The organism is Synechococcus sp. N26, from assembly GCF_900473975.1.
Lineage (GTDB): Bacteria > Cyanobacteriota > Cyanobacteriia > PCC-6307 > Cyanobiaceae > Parasynechococcus.
Map to the genome: position 1 here is coordinate 138,559 of NZ_UCNM01000002.1, position 18,603 is coordinate 157,161.

Annotated in this window: 23 protein-coding genes and 1 tRNA gene; 14 read left to right on the plus strand and 10 right to left on the minus strand. The window is 64.3% G+C overall.

Translation table 11 applies throughout. The annotated features are described in order from the left end of the window. The first annotated feature begins 26 nt into the window (after positions 1–26). The 3 genes from DXY33_RS00740 to DXY33_RS00750 are packed head-to-tail and all read left to right on the plus strand — an operon-like array spanning position 27 to position 2,663. Positions 27–446, plus strand: coding sequence for a hypothetical protein (locus DXY33_RS00740; RefSeq protein WP_114987734.1), 420 nt, complete (start codon positions 27–29; stop codon positions 444–446). Next, entirely contained in the window at positions 439–2,481 is a 2,043-nt protein-coding gene (ligA, locus tag DXY33_RS00745) for an NAD-dependent DNA ligase LigA (RefSeq protein ID WP_115131331.1), read from the plus strand. The genes DXY33_RS00740 and ligA overlap by 8 nt, the downstream gene beginning before the upstream one ends. After that, the gene (locus DXY33_RS00750; protein ID WP_115131332.1) at positions 2,478–2,663 is read left to right on the plus strand and encodes a hypothetical protein; all 186 of its coding nucleotides are present in this window, start codon (positions 2,478–2,480) and stop codon (positions 2,661–2,663) included. Before ligA ends, DXY33_RS00750 begins: the two co-directional genes overlap by 4 nt. Here the strand turns inward: DXY33_RS00750 and DXY33_RS00755 are convergent. The 5 genes from DXY33_RS00755 to DXY33_RS00775 are packed head-to-tail and all read right to left on the minus strand — an operon-like array spanning position 2,639 to position 8,605. After that, complete coding sequence (locus DXY33_RS00755) at positions 2,639–3,262, minus strand: TVP38/TMEM64 family protein (RefSeq protein WP_115131333.1); 624 nt, start codon at positions 3,260–3,262, stop codon at positions 2,639–2,641. The two genes, DXY33_RS00750 and DXY33_RS00755, sit on opposite strands and share 25 nt — an antisense overlap. A gap of 34 nt (positions 3,263–3,296) precedes the next feature. Then, entirely contained in the window at positions 3,297–4,085 is a 789-nt protein-coding gene (locus DXY33_RS00760) for an ABC transporter permease (protein WP_115131334.1), read from the minus strand. Next, on the minus strand, positions 4,085–4,882 hold the full coding sequence (locus DXY33_RS00765; RefSeq protein ID WP_115131335.1) for an ABC-2 family transporter protein: 798 nt from the start codon (positions 4,880–4,882) through the stop codon (positions 4,085–4,087). The genes DXY33_RS00760 and DXY33_RS00765 overlap by 1 nt, the downstream gene beginning before the upstream one ends. Next, a complete protein-coding gene (locus DXY33_RS00770; RefSeq protein WP_115131336.1) occupies positions 4,882–5,856 on the minus strand; it encodes an ATP-binding cassette domain-containing protein in 975 nt (324 codons plus the stop codon). Before DXY33_RS00770 ends, DXY33_RS00765 begins: the two co-directional genes overlap by 1 nt. Positions 5,857–5,860: 4 nt before the next feature. Beyond that, entirely contained in the window at positions 5,861–8,605 is a 2,745-nt protein-coding gene (locus tag DXY33_RS00775) for a valine--tRNA ligase (protein WP_115131337.1), read from the minus strand. A 25-nt stretch (positions 8,606–8,630) separates the two neighbouring features. Here DXY33_RS00775 and DXY33_RS12625 point away from each other — a divergent pair, with 25 nt between their 5' ends. Further along, positions 8,631–9,098 (plus strand): hypothetical protein, encoded by a 468-nt coding sequence (locus DXY33_RS12625; RefSeq protein ID WP_244275795.1) that lies wholly within the window; start codon positions 8,631–8,633, stop codon positions 9,096–9,098. On the opposite strand, the gene DXY33_RS00790 is transcribed toward DXY33_RS12625, so the two are convergent. Further along, positions 9,074–9,697 carry a 2OG-Fe(II) oxygenase gene (locus DXY33_RS00790; RefSeq protein ID WP_115131338.1) on the minus strand — a complete coding sequence of 208 codons (624 nt, stop codon included), beginning with the start codon at positions 9,695–9,697 and terminating at the stop codon, positions 9,074–9,076. The genes DXY33_RS12625 and DXY33_RS00790 overlap by 25 nt on opposite strands. Next, complete coding sequence (locus DXY33_RS00795; RefSeq protein WP_115131640.1) at positions 9,694–10,143, minus strand: protein phosphatase; 450 nt, start codon at positions 10,141–10,143, stop codon at positions 9,694–9,696. Before DXY33_RS00795 ends, DXY33_RS00790 begins: the two co-directional genes overlap by 4 nt. A 54-nt stretch (positions 10,144–10,197) precedes the next feature. Between DXY33_RS00795 and DXY33_RS00800 the strand changes: the two genes are divergently transcribed. The 6 genes from DXY33_RS00800 to DXY33_RS00825 are packed head-to-tail and all read left to right on the plus strand — an operon-like array spanning position 10,198 to position 13,219. Further along, the gene (locus tag DXY33_RS00800) at positions 10,198–10,455 is read left to right on the plus strand and encodes a hypothetical protein (protein ID WP_115131339.1); all 258 of its coding nucleotides are present in this window, start codon (positions 10,198–10,200) and stop codon (positions 10,453–10,455) included. 20 nt (positions 10,456–10,475) lie between these two features. Beyond that, positions 10,476–11,384, plus strand: a complete 909-nt coding sequence (locus DXY33_RS00805) for an oxidoreductase (protein ID WP_115131340.1) — start codon at positions 10,476–10,478, stop codon at positions 11,382–11,384. A gap of 50 nt (positions 11,385–11,434) precedes the next feature. Then, entirely contained in the window at positions 11,435–11,845 is a 411-nt protein-coding gene (locus DXY33_RS00810; RefSeq protein ID WP_115131341.1) for a transcriptional repressor, read from the plus strand. Beyond that, positions 11,842–12,579 carry an MBL fold metallo-hydrolase gene (locus DXY33_RS00815; protein WP_115131342.1) on the plus strand — a complete coding sequence of 246 codons (738 nt, stop codon included), beginning with the start codon at positions 11,842–11,844 and terminating at the stop codon, positions 12,577–12,579. The genes DXY33_RS00810 and DXY33_RS00815 overlap by 4 nt, the downstream gene beginning before the upstream one ends. Before the next feature lie 38 nt (positions 12,580–12,617). Continuing rightward, on the plus strand, positions 12,618–12,854 hold the full coding sequence (locus DXY33_RS00820) for a high light inducible protein (protein ID WP_115131343.1): 237 nt from the start codon (positions 12,618–12,620) through the stop codon (positions 12,852–12,854). 59 nt (positions 12,855–12,913) lie between these two features. Beyond that, positions 12,914–13,219: a TIGR03894 family protein gene (locus DXY33_RS00825; protein WP_115131344.1), complete on the plus strand. Its 306-nt coding sequence runs from the start codon at positions 12,914–12,916 to the stop codon at positions 13,217–13,219. A gap of 1,008 nt (positions 13,220–14,227) precedes the next feature. On the opposite strand, the gene DXY33_RS00835 is transcribed toward DXY33_RS00825, so the two are convergent. Continuing rightward, positions 14,228–14,299: transfer RNA gene (locus DXY33_RS00835), tRNA-Val, on the minus strand. A 58-nt stretch (positions 14,300–14,357) separates the two neighbouring features. Here DXY33_RS00835 and DXY33_RS00840 point away from each other — a divergent pair. Continuing rightward, positions 14,358–14,840 (plus strand): metal-binding protein, encoded by a 483-nt coding sequence (locus DXY33_RS00840; RefSeq protein WP_115131346.1) that lies wholly within the window; start codon positions 14,358–14,360, stop codon positions 14,838–14,840. Positions 14,841–14,873: 33 nt separating this feature from the next. Beyond that, positions 14,874–15,689 (plus strand): nucleoside triphosphate pyrophosphohydrolase, encoded by an 816-nt coding sequence (gene mazG / locus DXY33_RS00845; RefSeq protein WP_115131347.1) that lies wholly within the window; start codon positions 14,874–14,876, stop codon positions 15,687–15,689. Between the two features lie 14 nt (positions 15,690–15,703). On the opposite strand, the gene arfB is transcribed toward mazG, so the two are convergent. Next, entirely contained in the window at positions 15,704–16,135 is a 432-nt protein-coding gene (gene arfB, locus DXY33_RS00850; RefSeq protein WP_115131348.1) for an alternative ribosome rescue aminoacyl-tRNA hydrolase ArfB, read from the minus strand. A gap of 269 nt (positions 16,136–16,404) precedes the next feature. Here arfB and speE point away from each other — a divergent pair, with 269 nt between their 5' ends. Together speE and speB are read left to right on the plus strand one after the other, a co-directional pair. Further along, the gene (gene speE, locus DXY33_RS00855) at positions 16,405–17,247 is read left to right on the plus strand and encodes a polyamine aminopropyltransferase (protein ID WP_115131349.1); all 843 of its coding nucleotides are present in this window, start codon (positions 16,405–16,407) and stop codon (positions 17,245–17,247) included. Then, positions 17,244–18,134, plus strand: coding sequence for an agmatinase (gene speB / locus DXY33_RS00860; RefSeq protein WP_115131350.1), 891 nt, complete (start codon positions 17,244–17,246; stop codon positions 18,132–18,134). Before speE ends, speB begins: the two co-directional genes overlap by 4 nt. Here speB and DXY33_RS00865 read toward each other — a convergent pair. Continuing rightward, a complete protein-coding gene (locus tag DXY33_RS00865) occupies positions 18,128–18,523 on the minus strand; it encodes a cyclic nucleotide-binding domain-containing protein (protein WP_115131351.1) in 396 nt (131 codons plus the stop codon). The two genes, speB and DXY33_RS00865, sit on opposite strands and share 7 nt — an antisense overlap. Positions 18,524–18,603: the final 80 nt, after the last annotated feature.

Below are 18,603 nucleotides of genomic sequence, written 5' to 3' on the forward strand. Positions count from 1 at the left end.
ACTCGGCCCTGCTTTGACAGCTGGTGATGGAACTGGGACTGGTGCGGGAGATCGGCAGCAAAGCTCTGCTGGCCGGGGGTCTCACCCTGCTGGGGTACTGGATCTACAACGCCGTGAAGCTGGTGCTCGACGCCCGCGGCATCAATCCGCTGATCAAGCAGTTCTTCACCCAGGTGGCTGCCGGCCGCATCGATGCCGCCTACCTACTCACCACCAAGGCCTACCGCCAGCACGTGAGCCGCCAGCAGTTCATCCGCTTCCTGGCGGGCCTGAAGCTGAACAAGTTCCGCAATCTCAAGTCCGGCCGCCCCCGCGTGCAGGAAGGCAACTTGATCCTCACCGTGAAGCTGAAGTCCGAAGGCGACGAAGAGCTCCCCCTCGACTTCACTTTCACCAAGGTGGACGACAACTGGCGCATTGCCCGCATCAACCAGGTCAATGGCTGATCCGCACGAGCGGGCCGCGGAACTGCGGCAGCTGCTCAACCGTGCCGGCCACGCCTATTACGTTCTTGATGTTCCGGTGATGGAGGACGCGGTCTACGACCGCCTCTATCGCGAGTTGCTCGAGCTGGAACAGAACCATCCGGACCTGCAACGGTCCGACAGCCCCACCCAGCGGGTGGGCGGAGCTCCGGCGGAGGGGTTCACCAGCGTTGAGCACCGCGTGGGCATGCTCAGCCTCGACAACGCCTTCAACCGCGACGACCTGCAGGCCTGGCACGAGCGGCTGCTCAAGGTGCTGGACCGTCCCAAAGACACCCGCCTGCCCCTGGTGGGGGAACTGAAAATTGACGGCAACGCCCTAGCCCTGAGCTACCGCAATGGGGTGCTGGAGCGGGCCGCCACCCGGGGCGATGGCAGCCGCGGTGAAGAGATCACCGCCAACGTGCGCACGATCAGTTCCATTCCGCTGCGGCTGCAGATCGAGAACCCACCGGAATGGGTGGAAGTGCGAGGAGAAGCCTTCATCCCTGATGCCACCTTCGCGGCGATCAATGCCGAACGGGAGCAACGGGGTGAAGCGCTGTTCGCCAATCCCCGCAACGCCTGCGCCGGAACCCTGCGCCAACTGGATCCGAAGGTGGTGGCCGCCCGCCGGCTCGACTTTTTCGCCTACACCCTGCACCTGCCGGGTGACGCCCAACCCCCCGGCCAATGGGCGGCTCTGGAGTGGCTGAACAGGGCCGGTTTCCGCGTGAACCCGAACCGGGAGCGCTGCGAAGACCTGGCCGCCATCCAGCGCTTCTGCGACCACTGGGAGCAGGGGCGTCATGACCTCGCCTATGCCACCGACGGCGTGGTGGTGAAGCTGGACGACCTTCAGCTGCAGGACGAAGCCGGCTTCACCCAGAAGGCCCCGCGCTGGGCCATCGCCCTCAAATACCCAGCCGAAGAAGCCCCCACCCGTCTGATCCGCGTTGGTGCTCAGGTGGGCCGCACCGGTGCCATCACCCCTGTGGCTGAATTCGAAGCAGTCGCCCTGGCCGGCACGAGCGTCAGCCGCGCCACCCTCCACAACGCCGATCGGATCGCTGAACTGGATCTGCACCTGGGCGACACCATCGTGGTGCGCAAAGCCGGGGAGATCATTCCCGAAGTGGTGCGGGTGCTGCCGGAGCTCAGGCCCAGCGACGCCACACCGGTGCAACTGCCGCAGCACTGCCCCGAATGTGGCTCCAACCTGGTGCGGGAGGGCGATGAAGCCGCCACCCGCTGCGTGAACAGCAGCTGCCCGGCGATCCTGCGGGGTGGGCTGCGGCACTGGGTGAGCAAGGGCGCCCTGGATGTGGATGGGCTCGGCAGCAAGTTGATCGAACAGCTGGTGGACCGCGGCCTTGTGGGCTCGCTAGCGGATCTCTACCGCATGGATGCGGCCCTGCTCGCCAGCCTGGATCGGATGGGCAACAAGTCGGCCACCAACCTGGTGGAGGCGCTGGAGGCTTCCAAACAGCAGCCCTGGCACCGTCAGCTTTATGGCCTAGGCATCCGCCACATCGGCGAGGTCAACGCCAAAGCGCTCGCAGCCGCTTTCTTCAGCATCGACAGCCTTGCGGCAGCAGCGCTGGAGGCCCCGGAGCAGATCGCCGAACTGCATGGCATCGGCCCGGAAATCAGCGACAGCCTGGGCCAATGGCTGCGCACCCCCGCCAACCAACAACTGCTGCAGGACTTGCGCAGCATTGGGCTCTCCCTGGAGGCGAGTGCCTCCGAACAGCGGGCCGCCAGCCAAGCCGGAGCTGACGCCGACGGCGTGCTGCAGGGCAAGACCATGGTGCTCACGGGCACGCTCCCCAACCTCAGCCGCAGCGAGGCCAAAGCGCTGATCGAAGCGGCCGGCGGCAAAGTGAGCGGCAGCGTCAGCAAGAAGACCGACTACCTGGTGGCGGGCGAAGCCGCTGGCAGCAAACTGACCAAAGCCGAGAGCCTTGGGGTGGCGGTGCTCAGCGAAGCCGACCTCACCGCCCTGCTGCAGCCATGAGCCCATCCACCCCTGCCCTGCACCGCTGGATCAAGACCGACTGCGGACGGGCCAAGTTGGCTGAGCTGCAGCAGAGCACCGGCCAAGCCAACCGCGCACGCCTGGCTTGGTTCATCCTGATCGCTGCCCTGCGGGACTGGCGTCTGCCCAACCCCGATCAGAGCGACGTCTCCACATCCTGAAGTGACCGCCGAGCCGCTCGGCTCACCAGCCAGACCACGGCCAAGGTGGCGAGCAACCCCACCACCCGCAGCGCCCAGGTGCCCGCATCGGCCTCACCCCCCAGCACCTCACCGAACCGGGCCACATCACCGGCCAAGGCACCCAAGCCGCAGAACAGCACCGTGCCGGGGAGGATGCCGATCAAGCCGATGCTGTAATCCCGCAGGCTCACCTCACTGAGGCCGTAGGCCAGGTTGAGCAGCGAGAAGGGAAAGGCGGGCGAGAGGCGCGTCAGCAACACCAACTTCAGGCCCTCCTTGCTCACGGCCCGCTCCACCGCCTGCAACTTGGGGAGCTGCTCCAACCGGCGGCGGGCCCAGTCGCGCAGCACCGAACGCCCCAGCAGAAACACCACCACCGCCCCGAGACAGGCCCCAACAAACACCAAGCCACTGCCAAGCCAGGTGCCGTAGAGCACCCCGGCCAGCATCGACGCCCAAACCCCCGGCAGCAGCAGCGTCACCCAGAGGGCATAGAGCGGCATGAACAGCAGCGCCCCAGCGGGGGAGCGCAGCAGCTCCAACACATCCGGCAGCCAGTGCTGAACCAAGGAGATCAAGCGGAATCACCCACGCATGGCGTGGAGCATTGCACTAACTCGATGCTGAGGTGTAGAAGCGCAGGGCAAAGAGCCAGAAGGCCCGCGCCGCCGCAAAGAACAGCACCGCCAGAGCCAAGCCCGCCAGCAGCATCGGTGCGGCGGCCTCACCCAGCAGCACCTGGGCGGGAACTGTGGTGAGGAAGGCCACCGGCAGCACCAGGGTGAACAACAGGCGCAGGGCAGGCGGATAGGCGTTGAGGGGATAACGGCCGGAGGCCAGCAGGGCCCGCAACACCTCAGTGGCATTCCAGGTTTTGACGAACCAGATGCTGGTGGCGGCGATCAGAAACCAGAGCGAGTACAGGATCAAGCCACCGGCCAGCAGCATCACCAGCACGGTGAAGAGAGAAGACAGACTGAACACCACATCGGCCTGATGGCTGCCCCAGGCCAGAAGCCCAAGCCCCAAGCCGATCTCCGGCAGCCCCGCCGGCGAAAGCGTGCGCAGCGACAACCAGAACTGGCTGTCGATCGGTTTGAGCAGCACGAAATCCAGGGTGCCCTCGCGCACATGGGTGACGATCGCCCCAAGGTTCGGGCGCAACCACGTGGTGGCCATGCCATCGAACACCGTGTAAAGCCCCTGCACCATCAGGGCCTGGGCCCAGCTCCAGCCCCCCAACGTCTGATCGGGGCCATAGAACAGCGAGAGCAGGAACAGGCTGCCGCTGAGGCTCATCGCCACCGCCAGCAGCTCGATCAGCACGTCGGCCTGATACTCCAGCTGCACGGCCACGGCCGTGCCCCAGAAGCGACGCAGGGTTCGCCAATAGCGTCCCATCAGGCCCCCATGGCGCTGTAGCGCCGCACGCCGGCCCGCCAGAGCAGCAGCACCAGCGGCAACAGCAGAGCGATCCAGGCCAGTTGCGCCCCGAAGCCCGCCAACAGATCCACCGGTTGGCCCGCCAGCACCCGGGCCGGGAAGTCGATCAAATACGGAAAGGGCGTCCACTGGGCTAGGGCCCGCACCGCCGGCGGAAAGGCCGTGAGCGGTGCCAGCAGACCGGACAGGAACAGGAAGGGAATGAACTGGAGCCGCTCCAGGGCACTGGCCTTCTCACTCCAGAAGCAGAGGGCCGCAATCAGGCTCTGGAACAGAAAAGCGATGGCGAAGGCCATCCAGGTGGCCAGCCAGGCCAGTAGGAAGCCCCCCAACGACGGCAACCAGAAGGCCTGGGGCCGCACCGCAAAAAACACCGCTGCGATCAGGGCCGCGAAGGGCAGACGGGTGAGCTGCTCGCCGAGGTGAGCCGCCACATAACGCCAGAGCGGATGCAGCGGCTGCAGCAGGTAAGGAGAGAGCCGGCCCAGCAGGGCGTCTTCCTCGAAGGCATAGACCACCCACACCACCGAGAACTGACGCACCAGAAAGGCGCTGAGGAAATAGCGATCCAGGGCCACACCATCCAGTCCCAGCCCTGAGCGCGCGTCGCTGCCGCTCCAGACGCTGAGCATGATGAACGGCAGCACCCCGGAGAGGGCCCAGAGGGCGATCTCGGCGCGGTACTCGAGCATGTGGGCGTACTGGGAGCCCAGCAGCACCCGGATGATCCGCCGGTTCAGCCCGAAGATCCGCATCAGACACGCCCCTGCCGGAACAACCCACCGATCAGCTCTTCGATCGGTGGATCGGTCACATCCAGATCACGCACGGGAAAGCGATCCAGCAGTTGCGCCACCACGGCGGTGAGCTGATCGCGGGGAACCAGCAGCCGCACATCACAGCCCTCCAGCTGCTCCAGACGCCCCAACCCCGTCAAGGCATCGGCCGAAACGGGCGACTCCAACTCGAGCCGCACCTCCCGCTCCGGTGCCAATTGATCAGCCAGCGCTTCCAGAGGGCCGTCGTGGAACAAGCGCCCCTGGTGGATCAACAACACCCGGGGACACAACGCCGTGATGTCAGCCATGTAGTGGCTGGTGAGCAGCACCGTTGCCCCCGTGCGGCGGTTGTACTCGGCCAGGAACTGCCGCACCCGGGCCTGGGCATTCACATCCAGCCCCAGGGTCGGTTCATCGAGAAACAACACTTCCGGCTCATGCAACAGCGCCGCCAACAGTTCGGCCTTCATCCGCTGGCCCAGGGAAAGCTTGCGCACCGGCCGGGTGAGTTCCTCCCCCAGCTCCAGCAGATCGGCCAGCTCCTTGATCCGCCGCCGGGCTACAGCATCGGGAATGCCGTAGACCGCCGCATTCACCCGCAGTGAATCCATCGGCGGCAGGTCCCAGAGCAGCTGCTGCTTCTGCCCCATCACCAGGGTGATCCGGCGCAGAAACTCCGCCTGGCGCCGCTGGGGCCGGTGCCCCGCCACCTGCACCTCGCCGGCGCTGGGGTGGATCAAGCCGCAGAGCATCTTCAAGGTGGTGGTTTTGCCGGCGCCGTTGGCACCGAGAAAGCCCACCATCTCTCCAGGTTCAATCCGGAAGGAAACGTCCTGCACCGCGGTGACGTCCCGGGTGCGGCGGCGGATGAAATGGCGCAGGGTGCCGGCCAAGCCGGGCTGCTTCTCGGCAACCCGATAAATCTTGCTCAGCCCCTCAACCTGAATCACCGACTCAGCTCAGATCCGCCAGGCGCTTGCGGGCCAGATCGGCCTGGGCCTGCTTCTCATCGAGGTTGGCCTGGCATTCCGCCACCACCTCCGGCGGGGCCTTGTCGGCGAAGTTGGGGTTGCCCAGCCGGCCCGCCAGGCCCTTGATCTCCTTCTCCGCCTTGGCGATGTCTTTCTCCAGGCGCCCTTTCAGCGCATCGAGATCCACAAGGCCTTCGATCGGCAGCAGCACCTGCAGCTCTCCACTCACCCCCGCCAGGGCCTTGGCCACCGGAGCCGCATCGGCCTCCGCCGGCGCCATCACCGCCACCGACTCCGCCCGCGTCAGCGCCGTGATGTCGGCCGTGCCCTTGGTGAGCACATCCGCCAGCTCGCCGCGGCCTGTGACGAAGCGCACCGGCACAGATTGCGAGGGCTTGAGGCCCGCCACTGCGCGCAGGTTGCGCACCACACGAATGGCGCCGATCAGCTCAGCGAAGGAGGCTTCCAACGCATCATCCAGAGCACTTTCATCCAGGACCGGCCAGGGCTGCAGAGCCAGGAAGGTGGTCTCCGGCTCACCGGTGACGCTGTGCCAGAGCTCCTCGGTGAGGTGGGGCATCAGCGGATGCAGCATCAGGTGCATCTGGCTGATCACCTTGGCCAGCACCTGCTTGGCCACCCGCTGATCGGCAAGGGCCTCGGCCGAGGGGTTCTCACCGGGGTTGAGCCGGCGCTTGCTCAGCTCCAGATACCAATCGCAGACGTCGTTCCAGGCGAACTCGTAAAGCCCCTTGGCGGCTTCACCCAGGCCATAGCTGCTGTAGCGCTCGGCCGTCTCCCGGTTCACCCGAGCCAGGCGGGAGAGGATCCAGCGATCGGCCAGCTGCAGGGCCGCGGGGTCGGGTTCACCGAGTTGGGCCGGTGTTTCGCCGCCCAGGTTCATCAGGGCGAAGCGGGTGGCGTTCCAGAGCTTGTTGGCGAAATTGCGCGAGGCCTCCACCGTGGCGGAGGTGTCTTTCTTGCGGTCATAGTCCAGGCGGATGTCCTGACCTGCACCGGCCACCTCCCGCACCAGGGCGAAACGCAGGGCATCGGTGCCGTAGCGGTCGATCAGCAGCAGCGGATCGATGCCGTTGCCGGCGCTCTTGCTCATCTTGCGGTTCTGCTCATCCCGCACCAGGCCATGGATGTAGACGTCCTGGAAGGGCATCTCACCGGTGAAGGCGCCGGCCATCATCGTCATCCGAGCCACCCAGAAAAAGATGATGTCGAAGCCCGTCACCAGGGTGCTGGTGGGGTACCAGCGCTGCAGGTCGGCGCTGTCTGCATCGGGCCAACCCAGGGTGGAGAAGGGCCAGAGGCCACTGGAGAACCAGGTGTCGAGCACGTCTTCGTCCTGCTCGATCTCCGCTGCCGCGCCGTACTCCGCCTTGGCCTTCTCCAGGGCTTCGGCTTCGTTGCGGGCCACCACGTAGGGCGTGGTGTCGGTGTACTTGCCGCTGGTCTCGCTGATCACGAACCAGGCGGGGATGCGATGGCCCCACCAGAGCTGGCGGCTGATGCACCAGTCGCGGATGTCGGTGAGCCAGTCGCGATACACCTTCTCCCAGCGCTCGGGGATGAAGCGGGGGTCCTGCTTCTCGAGGGCCTCACGACAGCGAGCCGCCAGGGGTTCGGTTTTGACAAACCACTGGGTGGAGAGCAGCGGCTCCACCGGCACCTTGCCGCGATCGGAGTAGGGAACGCTGTGGCGGTAGTCCTCCACCTTCACCAGCAGCCCCAGCTCTTCCAGGCCAGCCACCACGGCCTTGCGGGCCTCGAAGCGATCCAGCCCCTCGAACTGGCCGGCCTCCTTGTTCATGGTGCCGTTCTTGCGCATCACCGTGATCTGGGGCAGACCGTGGCGCTGACCGATGGCGAAATCATTGGGGTCGTGGGCCGGCGTCACCTTGACGCAGCCGGTGCCGAACTCCTTCTCCACGTGGTCGTCGGCCACGATCGGAATCTCCCGTCCCACGAACGGCAGGGTGAGGGTCTGGCCCACCAGGTGGGCGTAGCGCTCATCGGTGGGGTTCACCGCCACCGCCGTGTCGCCCAGCATCGTTTCGGGCCGGGTGGTGGCCACCTCCAGGTGGCCGTCGCCGCTGCTGAGCGGATAGCGGAAATGCCAGAGGTGGCCGTCCACCTCCTTCATCTCCACTTCCAGATCGCTCACCGCCGAACCGGAGGCGGGGCACCAGTTCACCAGGTACTCACCGCGGTAAATCAGCCCCTGCTCGTGCAGCCGCACGAAGGCCTCCTTCACCGCCTCACTCAGGCCCTCATCCAGGGTGAAGCGCTGGCGCTTCCAATCCACGGAATACCCCAACCGCCGCAGCTGGCCCACGATGCGGCCACCACTTTCGGCCTTCCACTGCCAGGCCCGCTCCAGAAACGCCTCACGGCCGAGATCGTGGCGGGTCTTGCCCTCCTCTTTGAGCTGCTTCTCGAGGATCGTTTGCACCGCGATTGAGGCGTGATCGGTGCCGGGCAAGCAAAGAACGTTCTTTCCCGCCAGGCGCTGGTAGCGCACGATCGTGTCGATCAGGGCCGTGTTGAAGGCATGGCCCATGTGCAGGCTGCCGGTGACGTTCGGCGGCGGGATCACCACCGAGAACGGTTCACCGGGGGCCTTCGGGTCGGGATGGAACGCTCCCTGGTCCTCCCAGGCCTGCTGCCAGCGGGCCTCCGTGCCAGCCGGGTCGTAGGTCTTGGCCAGTTCGGGCACGGAAAGCTCAGCGGTTCAGCCGGCCATGCTCGCAAAGCCCTGCCCGCCATGGCCAACGTCCCTAGCATCGGCCTATCGAAGCGATAGCAAGGCCGCGATCGGGATCCAGCATCTGGCCCTGGGCATCGCACTCGCCGTGACCAGCGCAGGCTGCAGCTCCTGGAGGCCACCGGTGGTGGTGAAGGTGGCGCGCACAATCAACAACGCAGAAACCATCTCCAGCAAGGACTACCAACGGCTGCGGGAGGTGACCGAAGAAGCCATCGATCACATCAAGGGCGTGGATCCCCACATCCGCCCGCAACTCACCCTGTCCAGCCAGAAAAACTTCGTTGATGAAATCGCCGATCAAACCCGCAGCGGCAGGTGTATCCGATGGAATGGCCCCCCTCCAAGGAGGAAACCCACCGTATCGGCAGCCCCACCAATCAGCTCCAGGCCGAAGCAGACAGTGATCCTGCCAACGACTCAGCTGGCGAGACGCCGTAGGTAGTCCTCCTGGCGTCCGGCGTTGATCCAACCGGTGGCGATCAACTTGCTGGCGCTCTCATTCACCCGTCCGCGGTGAATGTGGGACGGACCAGCCGGAAAGATCACCAACTTGCCCCGCTCCGCCGGTTCGTGGTGGTCCTGCCAGTGGAACTCGGTGCCAGCCTCATCCACGTCGTTGCAATAGAGAATCCAGGCCAGCGCCCGGTGCACCGGTTCGGTGGCCTCATCGCTGATGGTCCAATCGCAGTGCCAACGCTTGAACCCTTCCCCCGGGGCGTAGTGCTGGAGGTTGAAGATCGGATTCACAAACAGGCTCTGCTGCGGGCAGCACTGCCGGAACAGCGGCCGCTCCTGCAGATAGCGCTCCAGGCCGGCCGTTACCCCCCGCAGGATCAGTTGCGAGAGGGCAAAGGATTCAGGTTCCGAGCGATCAATCGCCACCAGGCTGATGTCGGTGCTCTGTTTCGCCGGTTCCCCCTCACCCTCGGGCCCGAAGGCCACACCAGGCCGCTGTAAGTCCACCCGGCGCTCGAAGAACTCATGCACCGCATCGGCCACCGAGGCGTAACCGGGATTGCTGTAGCGCCCGATCAGGTTCATGCCGTGGCCTCCAAGCGAGGTATCGCCACCACAGCATCGAGCTGCTGCCAGCGCGACGGGTCAGCCACATGGCCCTGCAACTGCACCTGTTCGATCACCGTGGCAGCGCGCTCAAGATCCAGGGGAACACCCGGGCCCATCGGCAGCACCAGCACCTGCTGCTCAGCCGGATCGGCCATCACCTGAAGATCGAGGGCCTCCAGCTCCCGCTCAAAGAACACCCGCCGCATCCGGGTGGTGAGGCTTGGCCCAAGCGCCTCGACGAACCGGGCCATGCCGGCTTCATCCCCGGAGCTGCCGCAATTCAGCGACAACCAGATCAGCAGCTTCACCCAACTTTCCGCCGTCCACAGGGGTTGGAAGCTCTCCCGGTGCTGCCGCACCAGCTCAGCGATTGAAAAATCAAACAGCGTGGCCTGCAGGCCAGTGGCATCAGCGGAATCCATGCTGTTCATCCTCTCCTGCGAAAGGTCAGACTGGGGCGACTGGCTATTCGCACCATGGCCCTGGACCTGAACGATCCCGAACTCGAGTTCTCCGATCTGGTCTACGCCTACCAGAGCTGGGTGATGGCGGTGATCAATGACGAAAAGCTGGACAGCAACGACAAGCTGCTCACTGACGACATCGCCGAGGACGCCCTCAACTCAATGCGCTTCCTACCGGGCGAGGTAACCAACGCCATCGAAACCAGCCTGGCCCGCGTCTACGACGTGGACGCCGACGAACTGGCCGAGCTGCTCTTCCCTGAGGACTGAGCCCAGGCTCAGAGGACGCGATGGGTTGGTCCGCGGTTGACATCCCGAACCAGCAGGGCCGCATAGCCCTGATCACTGGAGCCAACAGCGGCCTGGGCCTGGAAACCGCGCGCGCCTTGAAGCGCTGCGGGGCCACCGTGGTGTTGGCGTGCCGCAGCCCCCGCAAAGCCGAGAGGGCCAAGCAAGAGTTGCTGCAGGAGCGCGATGGGGGAGCGGTGGATCTGGTGGACCTGGATCTGGCGGACCTGACCAGCGTGCAACAGGCGGCGGCCACCGTCGGGGAGCGCTACGGCTGCCTTGATCTGCTGATCAACAACGCTGGCGTGATGGCACCGCCGCGCCGCACCACCGCCCAGGGGCATGAATTGCAGTTCGGGGTGAATCACCTGGGGCACATGGCCCTGACCCAGGCCCTGCTGCCGCTGCTTCAGAACCGGCCCGATCCCCGCGTGGTGACGGTGACCTCCGGGGCGCAGTACTTCGGCAAGATCCGCTGGGACGACCCCAGCTGGAGCAAGAGCTACGACCGCTATGGGGCCTATGGCCAAAGCAAACTCGCCAACGTGATGTTTGCCCTTGAGCTGGATGCACGCCTGCGCGAGCAGGGCAGCCACATCCGCTCCTTGGCCGCCCATCCCGGCATCGCGCGCACGGAACTGCAGCCCACCGCAATCGCCAGCGTCGGCAACCGCTTCGAGGCCCTCGTCTACCGGCTGATGGATCCCCTGTTCCAAAGCGCCGGCATGGGTGCCCTGCCGCAACTGCATGCCGCCACCGCGGCGACTGCTCAGGGTGGCGAGCACTACGGCCCTGAGCAGTTCGGCGGCTTGCGGGGTGCACCGGCGCTCTGCCGTGTGGCGCCAGCAGCGAGCCAACCTGCCGAACGGCAGCGGCTCTGGAGCTTGAGCGAGCAGCTGATCGGTGGCTGAATCGCACGCTGTGATGTTGAGTGGCCGCTGGTTGGTCGCCCTTTGAAACCATGGCCACTCGCCGCCCTGCCACCCAGATCAATGCCCGCCAGAAGGTCTTGCTGGCGAAACTGCAGGCCTGTGGTGATGAGATGAGCGGTCAGCAGCTGCACCGCAGCCTGGAGCCCGAACAGGCCATGGGCCTGGCCACGGTGTACCGGAATCTGCGCCAGCTGCAGCAACGGGGCCTGGTGCGCTGCCGCCACCTGCCCAATGGCGAGGCGCTCTATGCGCCGCTGGAGCGGGATCGCCATCACCTCACCTGCGTCGATTGCGGTAAGACCCAGGCGCTCGACCACTGCCCGATTCACGACCTGGAGGTGCCCGAAGACGGTCGCAAAGGCTTCGATCTCCTGTTTCACACGCTTGAATTCTTTGGTCTCTGCAGCGACTGCCGCGAGCGGCAGCAAAGCCCGTCATGACCCTGGCCGCCACGTACTACGGAGCCAATGGCTGGTTGCTCGAATTCGATGATCTCCGCGTTCTGGTGGATCCCTGGTTGCGCGGCAGCCTGAGCTTCCCCCCCGGGGAGTGGCTGCTCAAAGGGGAACTGCCCTGCGAGCGCAAGGTGCCCGAGAAGCTAAACCTGCTGTTGCTCACCCAGGGGCTTGCAGACCACGCCCATCCGGACACCTTGGCGCTTCTCCCCAAGGACCTGCCCGTCATTGGATCGGCGGCGGCTGCACGGGTGGTGGAACGCCTGGGCTTCACCAGCGTGAAAGCCCTCTCCCCCGGAGAGAGCACCAACCACCAGGGCCTGCGGGTGCGCGCCAGCGCCGGTGCACCGGTGCCGATGGTGGAAAACGGTTATCTGCTCGAACATCCTGCCGGGTCGCTCTATCTCGAACCCCACGGTTTTCTCGATCCAGCCCTGGAGCCACAGGCCCTGGATGCCGTGATCACGCCGATGGTGGATCTGGGGCTGCCGGCGCTTGGAGCGTTCGTTAAAGGCTGCTCCGTGGTGCCGCAACTGGTGGAACGCTTCCAACCCACCACAGTGCTCGCCAGCACCTCCGGCGGCGACGTGCGCTTTGGCGGCGCCTTGAGTCGGGCCCTGCAAATGAAAGGATCCGTAGCCAGCACTGGAGCCCAGCTGCCGGCCAGCAGCTCCTGGACCGATCCAACACCGGGGGAACGACTGCTGCTGAAAAACTGATTTTTCTGATTAAGCTTTGTAACAACAGCTTGAGTTCGATGAAATCCACGCAAGCCAGCGATTCCTGGTTCCAAGGCGTCGCTGCCCGCGACATCCACATTGAGCAGCTCAAAAAGGCCGAACGCTTCAACGGCCGTGCCGCCATGGTCGGCATCGTGATCGGAATCATCACCGAAGGGCTCACCGGTGCCGGCATCGTTCACCAGATCGGGCTGGGTCCCCTGGTGGATGGCTATGCCGCCTGTCGCACCCAATTCCTGCCCTTCTGCTTCTGATTCGGAAGGGGGACCACCCCCCCCGATGACGAGAATGGTGCGATTCACGTTCGAATCGAATGGCTGCTGACAAGGAACTGCTGAAGGAAGTGGCCCTGGAGCTGTGGAACACCACCAAAAAGCTTCGTCCCGGCCTGCCCAAAGCGCCTCGCGCCCAGCTGGTCTTAAAAGCCCTGCTCATAATCGGTGACATGAGCGATCAGCTGGAAGCCGCCATGGTGCTTGGAGTGATTGAGGCGCAGGAACCCGACGATGAGCCCGGGCAGGGAGAAGCGGCCGGCGAAGACAAGACGGTGTCTGAAACTGATGCAAAGACCGAGCGAGAGACCCCCAGGGTTGTGCGCAAGCGCTCCAGCAGCCGCTGATCAAGACTTCCACATGACAAGCCACCCATCCCGCTCCCTCCCAGGGGATGGGTCAAGCTTTTGAAAGCGCTTCGGCGAGACGGCTTAACGCTGCAGAGCAACCACAGCCGCAGCAGCAGCAAGGGCAACGATTCCAGCCATCCAGATGGTGCCTTGGCGTTCCAACAACCACGCAGCGTTGCGAGAGATCGACAACCTGCCAGTTGCCAACAGCGCAGTGAACCCCACTAGCAGAACCACGGGAACCACAAGCGCCAAGACCAACTGCATCACAAAGTGCCTTTGAGGCCTACCTTCCAATGATGATGTGGGGGCAAATCGAGCTACGTCTCTCCGTCCGCACCACAGCCTGAATCTTGACTCTGTTGATCGTCACGGCCGGTTTCATTGGTCTGCTTTGGCTCACGCAAAGCCTGATCAGACGTGGCATGGATGACGGCAGCAATAGCTGAGGCGTCTTCATTCCGCTGAAGGGACGAACCTCGTCAGCAATGCCTGGGCTCCCCTGGGGCCTGCTCGGCTTCCGCCTTCAGGAAACGGCGATGCTGAGATGAGGCATAGCCGCTGAGGTCGATTCTGCTGACATTGCTGCCAGCCTTTCGCCACTCCCTCGGGGGAGTGCTGGATCTTCGGTTCATGGGATCGAGTTATCGGTTCTCGCGCAGTGGGCCTTCAATCAGGCTCTTTGGCGTCGCCCCACCCTTGCACACCTACCCATCCGACGCATCGAACGGATGAGTAATTGCAGCTACGGCGAGCCATTCGAATTGGACCGATACTCCGCCCAACAGCAAACGGCTTGTGACCCCTGAAGAGCAGTACGTGCAATGCATGGACGCTGCCTACGCCGCTGCTGACAAGGAGACCTGCCTGAAAATGATGCGAAGGGCAGAATGCGTCCTGCGCGGTGAATTCAGCGCCCAGCCAACAGGCGATGGCCCTGGAGAGCGAGCGTTGGCGAGCTGAAGCAAAAACCAACTAAACCCAGTGCAGCACTGCGTTTTGAGATGGGCGATACTGGGATCGAACCAGTGACAATCTCCTTGTAAGGGAGGTGCTCTACCGCTGAGCTAATCGCCCCACCAGGCAGATTCTGCCCTAACGCGTCAGCTTGGGGACGCACAGCAGCTCCGAAGGCTTGGCAACGGGTCACCGCCACGACCAGAGCATCTGGGTTCTGAGCCTCCCGCTTGGGATCGCTGTGGGCTTGGTGCTGGGCATCAAGGCAGCACTGATCGCATCAGCAAGCTGTTGGGCCGGTGGCTTGTGGCTGTCCCCTGACCTGGACACCCGCTCCAATGCGCTGCGGCGGTGGGGAGCCCTCGGCTTTCTCTGGTGGCCCTACCGCCTGCTGGTTCCCCATCGCTCGCTCTGGTCCCATGGCCCGCTGCTGGGAACAACCGCGCGCCTGGCGGTGCTGCTCACCTGGTGCCTGATCGTGACCATGGCGGTTCCAGCACTCTCACCAGCGATGCTGCTTACAACGCTCCAGCAACTGATGCGTCAGCACCCACGGGAGTTCATCGCCCTGCTTGTGGGCTTGGAGGGCAGTGCCTGGATCCACCTGATCCTCGATGGCGACCCCTGGCCCCAGGAATGGTCGAAGAAGCGACAGCGATGAGAAGGTGGGCGTTGCCCCAGTTGTTGCCCCGGCATGGCCATCACTCCTTCTGACGCCATCCAGCGACTGATCGATGTTGTGGCACAACTCAGGGATCCGACAACGGGCTGTCCCTGGGATCTGGAGCAGACCCATGCCTCGCTGGTGCCCTACGTGCTGGAAGAGGCCCACGAAGTGGCCGATGCGATCCGCCAGGGCAGCGATGCCCACATAAAGGAAGAGCTGGGGGATCTACTGCTGCAGGTGGTGCTGCATGCCCAGATCGCGCGGGAGCAGCAGCGCTTTGATCTGGAGGCGATTGCCGATGGCATCAGCGACAAACTGATCCGCCGTCACCCCCATGTATTCGGCGATGCCGACGCCAGCACCAGTGACGAAGTGCGACGCAGTTGGGAGGCCATCAAGCTCGAGGAGCAGGCCGAGGCCCTGGCGGGCTCCTCCAGCCCCCTCAGCGACCGGCTCAGTGCCAAGGTACGGGGCCTGCCGGCCCTGGCTGGAGCCATGACCATCTCCAAGAAAGCGGCCAAAGCCGGCTTCGAGTGGGATGACATGGCCGGCGTCTGGGAGAAGGTCCATGAGGAGCTGGACGAACTCAAGGAGGCGGTGGCCAGCGGCAACAAAGGCCATGCCCAGGAAGAACTGGGCGATCTGCTGTTCACCCTGGTGAATGTGGCCCGTTGGTGCCAAATCGAACCCGAAGAAGGCCTCGCCGGCACGAATCAACGCTTCCTCGACCGCTTCTCCCGCGTTGAAGCCGCCCTGGATGGAGATCTGCAGGGCCGCAGCATCAACGAATTGGAAGCCCTCTGGAAACAGGCCAAAGCGGCGATCCGAGCGGAACAGTCCTGATCATCTGGATCCAATTAATCGTCCAGGGAGGGCCGACTGCGCCGTTGACGCTTGAGATCACCACGCTTTTTCTTCGCGTCCAACCGCCGCTTCACGGCACCACGGCCTGGCCGGGTGGCCTTTCGGGCACGCGGTGCTGGCTGCAGGCCCTCCCGCAGCAGCTCCCCCATGCGATGCAGCGCCTTCTGACGGTTCTGCCATTGGGAGCGTTCTTCTGCAACCACAACCCGTAGGCAGCCCTCCACCAAACGGGTCTGGAAGTGCTCCAGCAATCGGGCGTGGCGAAATGGACCCAGACAGGAACAGTTCGCTAAATCCAAAAGCAATTCCACACGGGAATCGGTGGTGTTGACCCCCTGCCCGCCGGGGCCGGATGAGCGGCTGAACCGCCAGCGCAGCTCCCTGGACGGAATGGTCAACCGCTCGTTCACCACCAGGTCTTGCACCAGCCATCTCCTGGCTCAAGAACAACAGGATGCTCCCACCAGGTTGATGCTTCGAAGAGAGAGCACCTGCACCAACCTTGATCCCTATCGATAAAACAAAAGCCTTGATCTGACGAAAAAGGCTTTGGAGCTGCCCTCTTACACAGCAGCTCCCCAACCAAGCACATTAAACCTCCACATCTTGCGTTCGTCAATCCCAAGAGCACTACATCTGGTGTTTGGGAACAGCCCCACCGGGTCCTTAGCTGGAGAGATGCCCACCGCAGCCCATGAGCAGCTGGATTGACGAAGAACACCGCGGCGTCCGCTATGGATTGAAGGGAGAGGTGCTGGTCGAGGAGACCAGTCCGTTCCAGCGGATCAGCGTGATTCGCAGTGAGCGCTACGGGCGGGGGCTGCTCCTGGATGGCTGTTGGATGACAGCGGAGCGGCAGGAACGCCACTACCACGAGGCTTTGGTGCACCCAGCCCTGTGCAGTGCCAGCTCGATCGAGCGGATCCTGGTGATCGGAGGCGGGGACGGCGGCACCGCGCGGGAATGCCTGCGGCACCCAGGCGTCCAGCGGCTGGACATGGTGGAGATTGACGGGCGAGTGGTGGAACTCAGCCGGGAACACCTCCCCGACATCGGCGGATCCGCCTGGTCTGATCCGCGGCTCCAGCTCACGGTTGGCGATGGCATCGCCTGGACCGCGGAGGCTGACGCCCAGAGCTATGACGTCGTCTTGGTGGATGGCTCGGATCCCGCCGGACCCGCCGAAGGCCTGTTCAACCGGACCTTCTTTGAACACTGCCGGCGGCTGCTCAAGCCCGGGGGCGTGTTCGGCACGCAGAGCGAATCTCCGGAAGCCTTCCGCGATGTTCACATCGCCATGGTGCGCCTGTTACGCGAGGTGTTTGACCATGCCGACCCGCTCTATGGCTGGGTTCCGATGTATCCCAGCGGCTGGTGGAGCTGGACCTTCGCCGCCATGGGAACACCCCGCTACCGCACTCCCGAGCCCGAGCGCAGCCAGGCCATCGCCGCAGGTTGCGAGATCTGGTCACCGCGCTGGCAGCGTGGGGCCATGGACGCGATCCCCGCCTTCGTCGAACGGGAGCTGCAGCCATGACCGCACATCCGCCGAGTGGGCTGTTCGACAGTTTGTTTGACAGCGACGGAACCATTTTCATGGGATCCCGGCGCAACCCTGCCGACTGCCGCGTTGGCCTGTTTGGTGTGCCGTACGACGGCACCACCTCCTTTCGGCCTGGCACCCGCTTCGGCCCCGCCGCCATCCGAGAGGTGAGCGCTGGCCTGGAGACCTATTGCCCGCAACTCAACCTGGATCTGGAGGATCTCGACTTTGCCGATCTCGGTGCCGTTGAGATTCCCTTCGGCAACCCTGAGCCCGTTCTCACCAAGGTGAAGCAGGCAACCGAAGCCGTGCTTGGCCTGGGCCTCAGGCCACTGATGCTGGGCGGGGAGCATTCGATCAGCTCCGGCGCCGTGGAGGCTGTGGCACAACGCCACCCCGACCTGGTGCTGGTGCAGCTGGATGCCCATGCCGACCTCAGGGACAGCTGGCTGGGGGCCCGCCACAGCCATGCCTGCGCCATGCGCCGCTGTCTGGAAGTCCTTCCCAGCCAGACGCTGTTTCAACTCGCGATCCGGAGTGGCACGCGCGAGGAATTCAGCGAACTGCACGAGAGCGGCAGGCTGATGCCCAGCGTCGACGCCCTTCAACAGGCCCTCGCTCCCTTGCAGGGGAAACCCATCTATCTCACCGTCGATCTGGACTGGTTTGACCCCGCCGTTCTGCCTGGAACCGGCACACCGGAACCCGGTGGTTACAACTGGTCTGACTTCGCCAGCCTGATCGGGGTGCTTCGAGAGCATCACCTGGTGGCGGCCGATGTGGTGGAACTGGCCCCACAACTCGACACCAGTGGCATCAGCTCCGTGCTGGCCGCCAAGGTGACCCGCAGCCTGCTGCTGCTCCTGGGTGGCGATCAATAGAAGTGACGGGCATCAGCCCGCTGCTGCCGCAAACGGCTGTGCTGCTTGCTGAGCAATTGCAGCACCAGCGTTGGATGCCGATGGATAAGCGCCAGAAAATTGGAGCGGCTCAGGCGGAACAACGAAACAGGCGTCACCGCTGTGGCATCACGGCTGTGACACTCGGCGCCATCCACCAGATCCTCATAGAAAAACAATTCACCGGAACCAAAGCGAATACGGTTCAACGGACCACTGCTCAGTTCCATCCATCCCCGTTCAATCACATGGATGAACTGCACAGGCTCACCGGCACTGAAAACATTTGCGCCGGTGGGAAGGGTCAGGCGATCCACCTCAGGCTGTTCCTGGATCAGTTCCAGAGGAGTCAGCGGAGCTGAGGCGGACAAGGCAACAACCGGGGTTGGCTGCAGTATCCCGCGTTCATCCGGTGGAGGCCATCACGGAGATCAGCGTCGAGGACCAATCC

What these genes read in the sequence shown, in the direction of transcription:
- DXY33_RS00740 (WP_114987734.1), top strand. Translation starts at nt 27, where the DNA reads ATGGAACTGGGACTGGTGCGGGAGATCGGCAGCAAAGCTCTGCTGGCC.
- ligA (WP_115131331.1), top strand. Translation starts at nt 439, where the DNA reads ATGGCTGATCCGCACGAGCGGGCCGCGGAACTGCGGCAGCTGCTCAAC.
- DXY33_RS00750 (WP_115131332.1), top strand. Translation starts at nt 2,478, where the DNA reads ATGAGCCCATCCACCCCTGCCCTGCACCGCTGGATCAAGACCGACTGC.
- DXY33_RS00760 (WP_115131334.1), bottom strand. Translation starts at nt 4,085, where the DNA reads ATGGGACGCTATTGGCGAACCCTGCGTCGCTTCTGGGGCACGGCCGTG.
- DXY33_RS00765 (WP_115131335.1), bottom strand. Translation starts at nt 4,882, where the DNA reads ATGCGGATCTTCGGGCTGAACCGGCGGATCATCCGGGTGCTGCTGGGC.
- DXY33_RS12625 (WP_244275795.1), top strand. Translation starts at nt 8,631, where the DNA reads ATGCTCGCAAAGCCCTGCCCGCCATGGCCAACGTCCCTAGCATCGGCC.
- DXY33_RS00790 (WP_115131338.1), bottom strand. Translation starts at nt 9,697, where the DNA reads ATGAACCTGATCGGGCGCTACAGCAATCCCGGTTACGCCTCGGTGGCC.
- DXY33_RS00795 (WP_115131640.1), bottom strand. Translation starts at nt 10,143, where the DNA reads ATGGATTCCGCTGATGCCACTGGCCTGCAGGCCACGCTGTTTGATTTT.
- DXY33_RS00800 (WP_115131339.1), top strand. Translation starts at nt 10,198, where the DNA reads ATGGCCCTGGACCTGAACGATCCCGAACTCGAGTTCTCCGATCTGGTC.
- DXY33_RS00805 (WP_115131340.1), top strand. Translation starts at nt 10,476, where the DNA reads ATGGGTTGGTCCGCGGTTGACATCCCGAACCAGCAGGGCCGCATAGCC.
- DXY33_RS00810 (WP_115131341.1), top strand. Translation starts at nt 11,435, where the DNA reads ATGGCCACTCGCCGCCCTGCCACCCAGATCAATGCCCGCCAGAAGGTC.
- DXY33_RS00815 (WP_115131342.1), top strand. Translation starts at nt 11,842, where the DNA reads ATGACCCTGGCCGCCACGTACTACGGAGCCAATGGCTGGTTGCTCGAA.
- DXY33_RS00820 (WP_115131343.1), top strand. Translation starts at nt 12,618, where the DNA reads ATGAAATCCACGCAAGCCAGCGATTCCTGGTTCCAAGGCGTCGCTGCC.
- DXY33_RS00825 (WP_115131344.1), top strand. Translation starts at nt 12,914, where the DNA reads ATGGCTGCTGACAAGGAACTGCTGAAGGAAGTGGCCCTGGAGCTGTGG.
- mazG (WP_115131347.1), top strand. Translation starts at nt 14,874, where the DNA reads ATGGCCATCACTCCTTCTGACGCCATCCAGCGACTGATCGATGTTGTG.
- speE (WP_115131349.1), top strand. Translation starts at nt 16,405, where the DNA reads ATGAGCAGCTGGATTGACGAAGAACACCGCGGCGTCCGCTATGGATTG.
- speB (WP_115131350.1), top strand. Translation starts at nt 17,244, where the DNA reads ATGACCGCACATCCGCCGAGTGGGCTGTTCGACAGTTTGTTTGACAGC.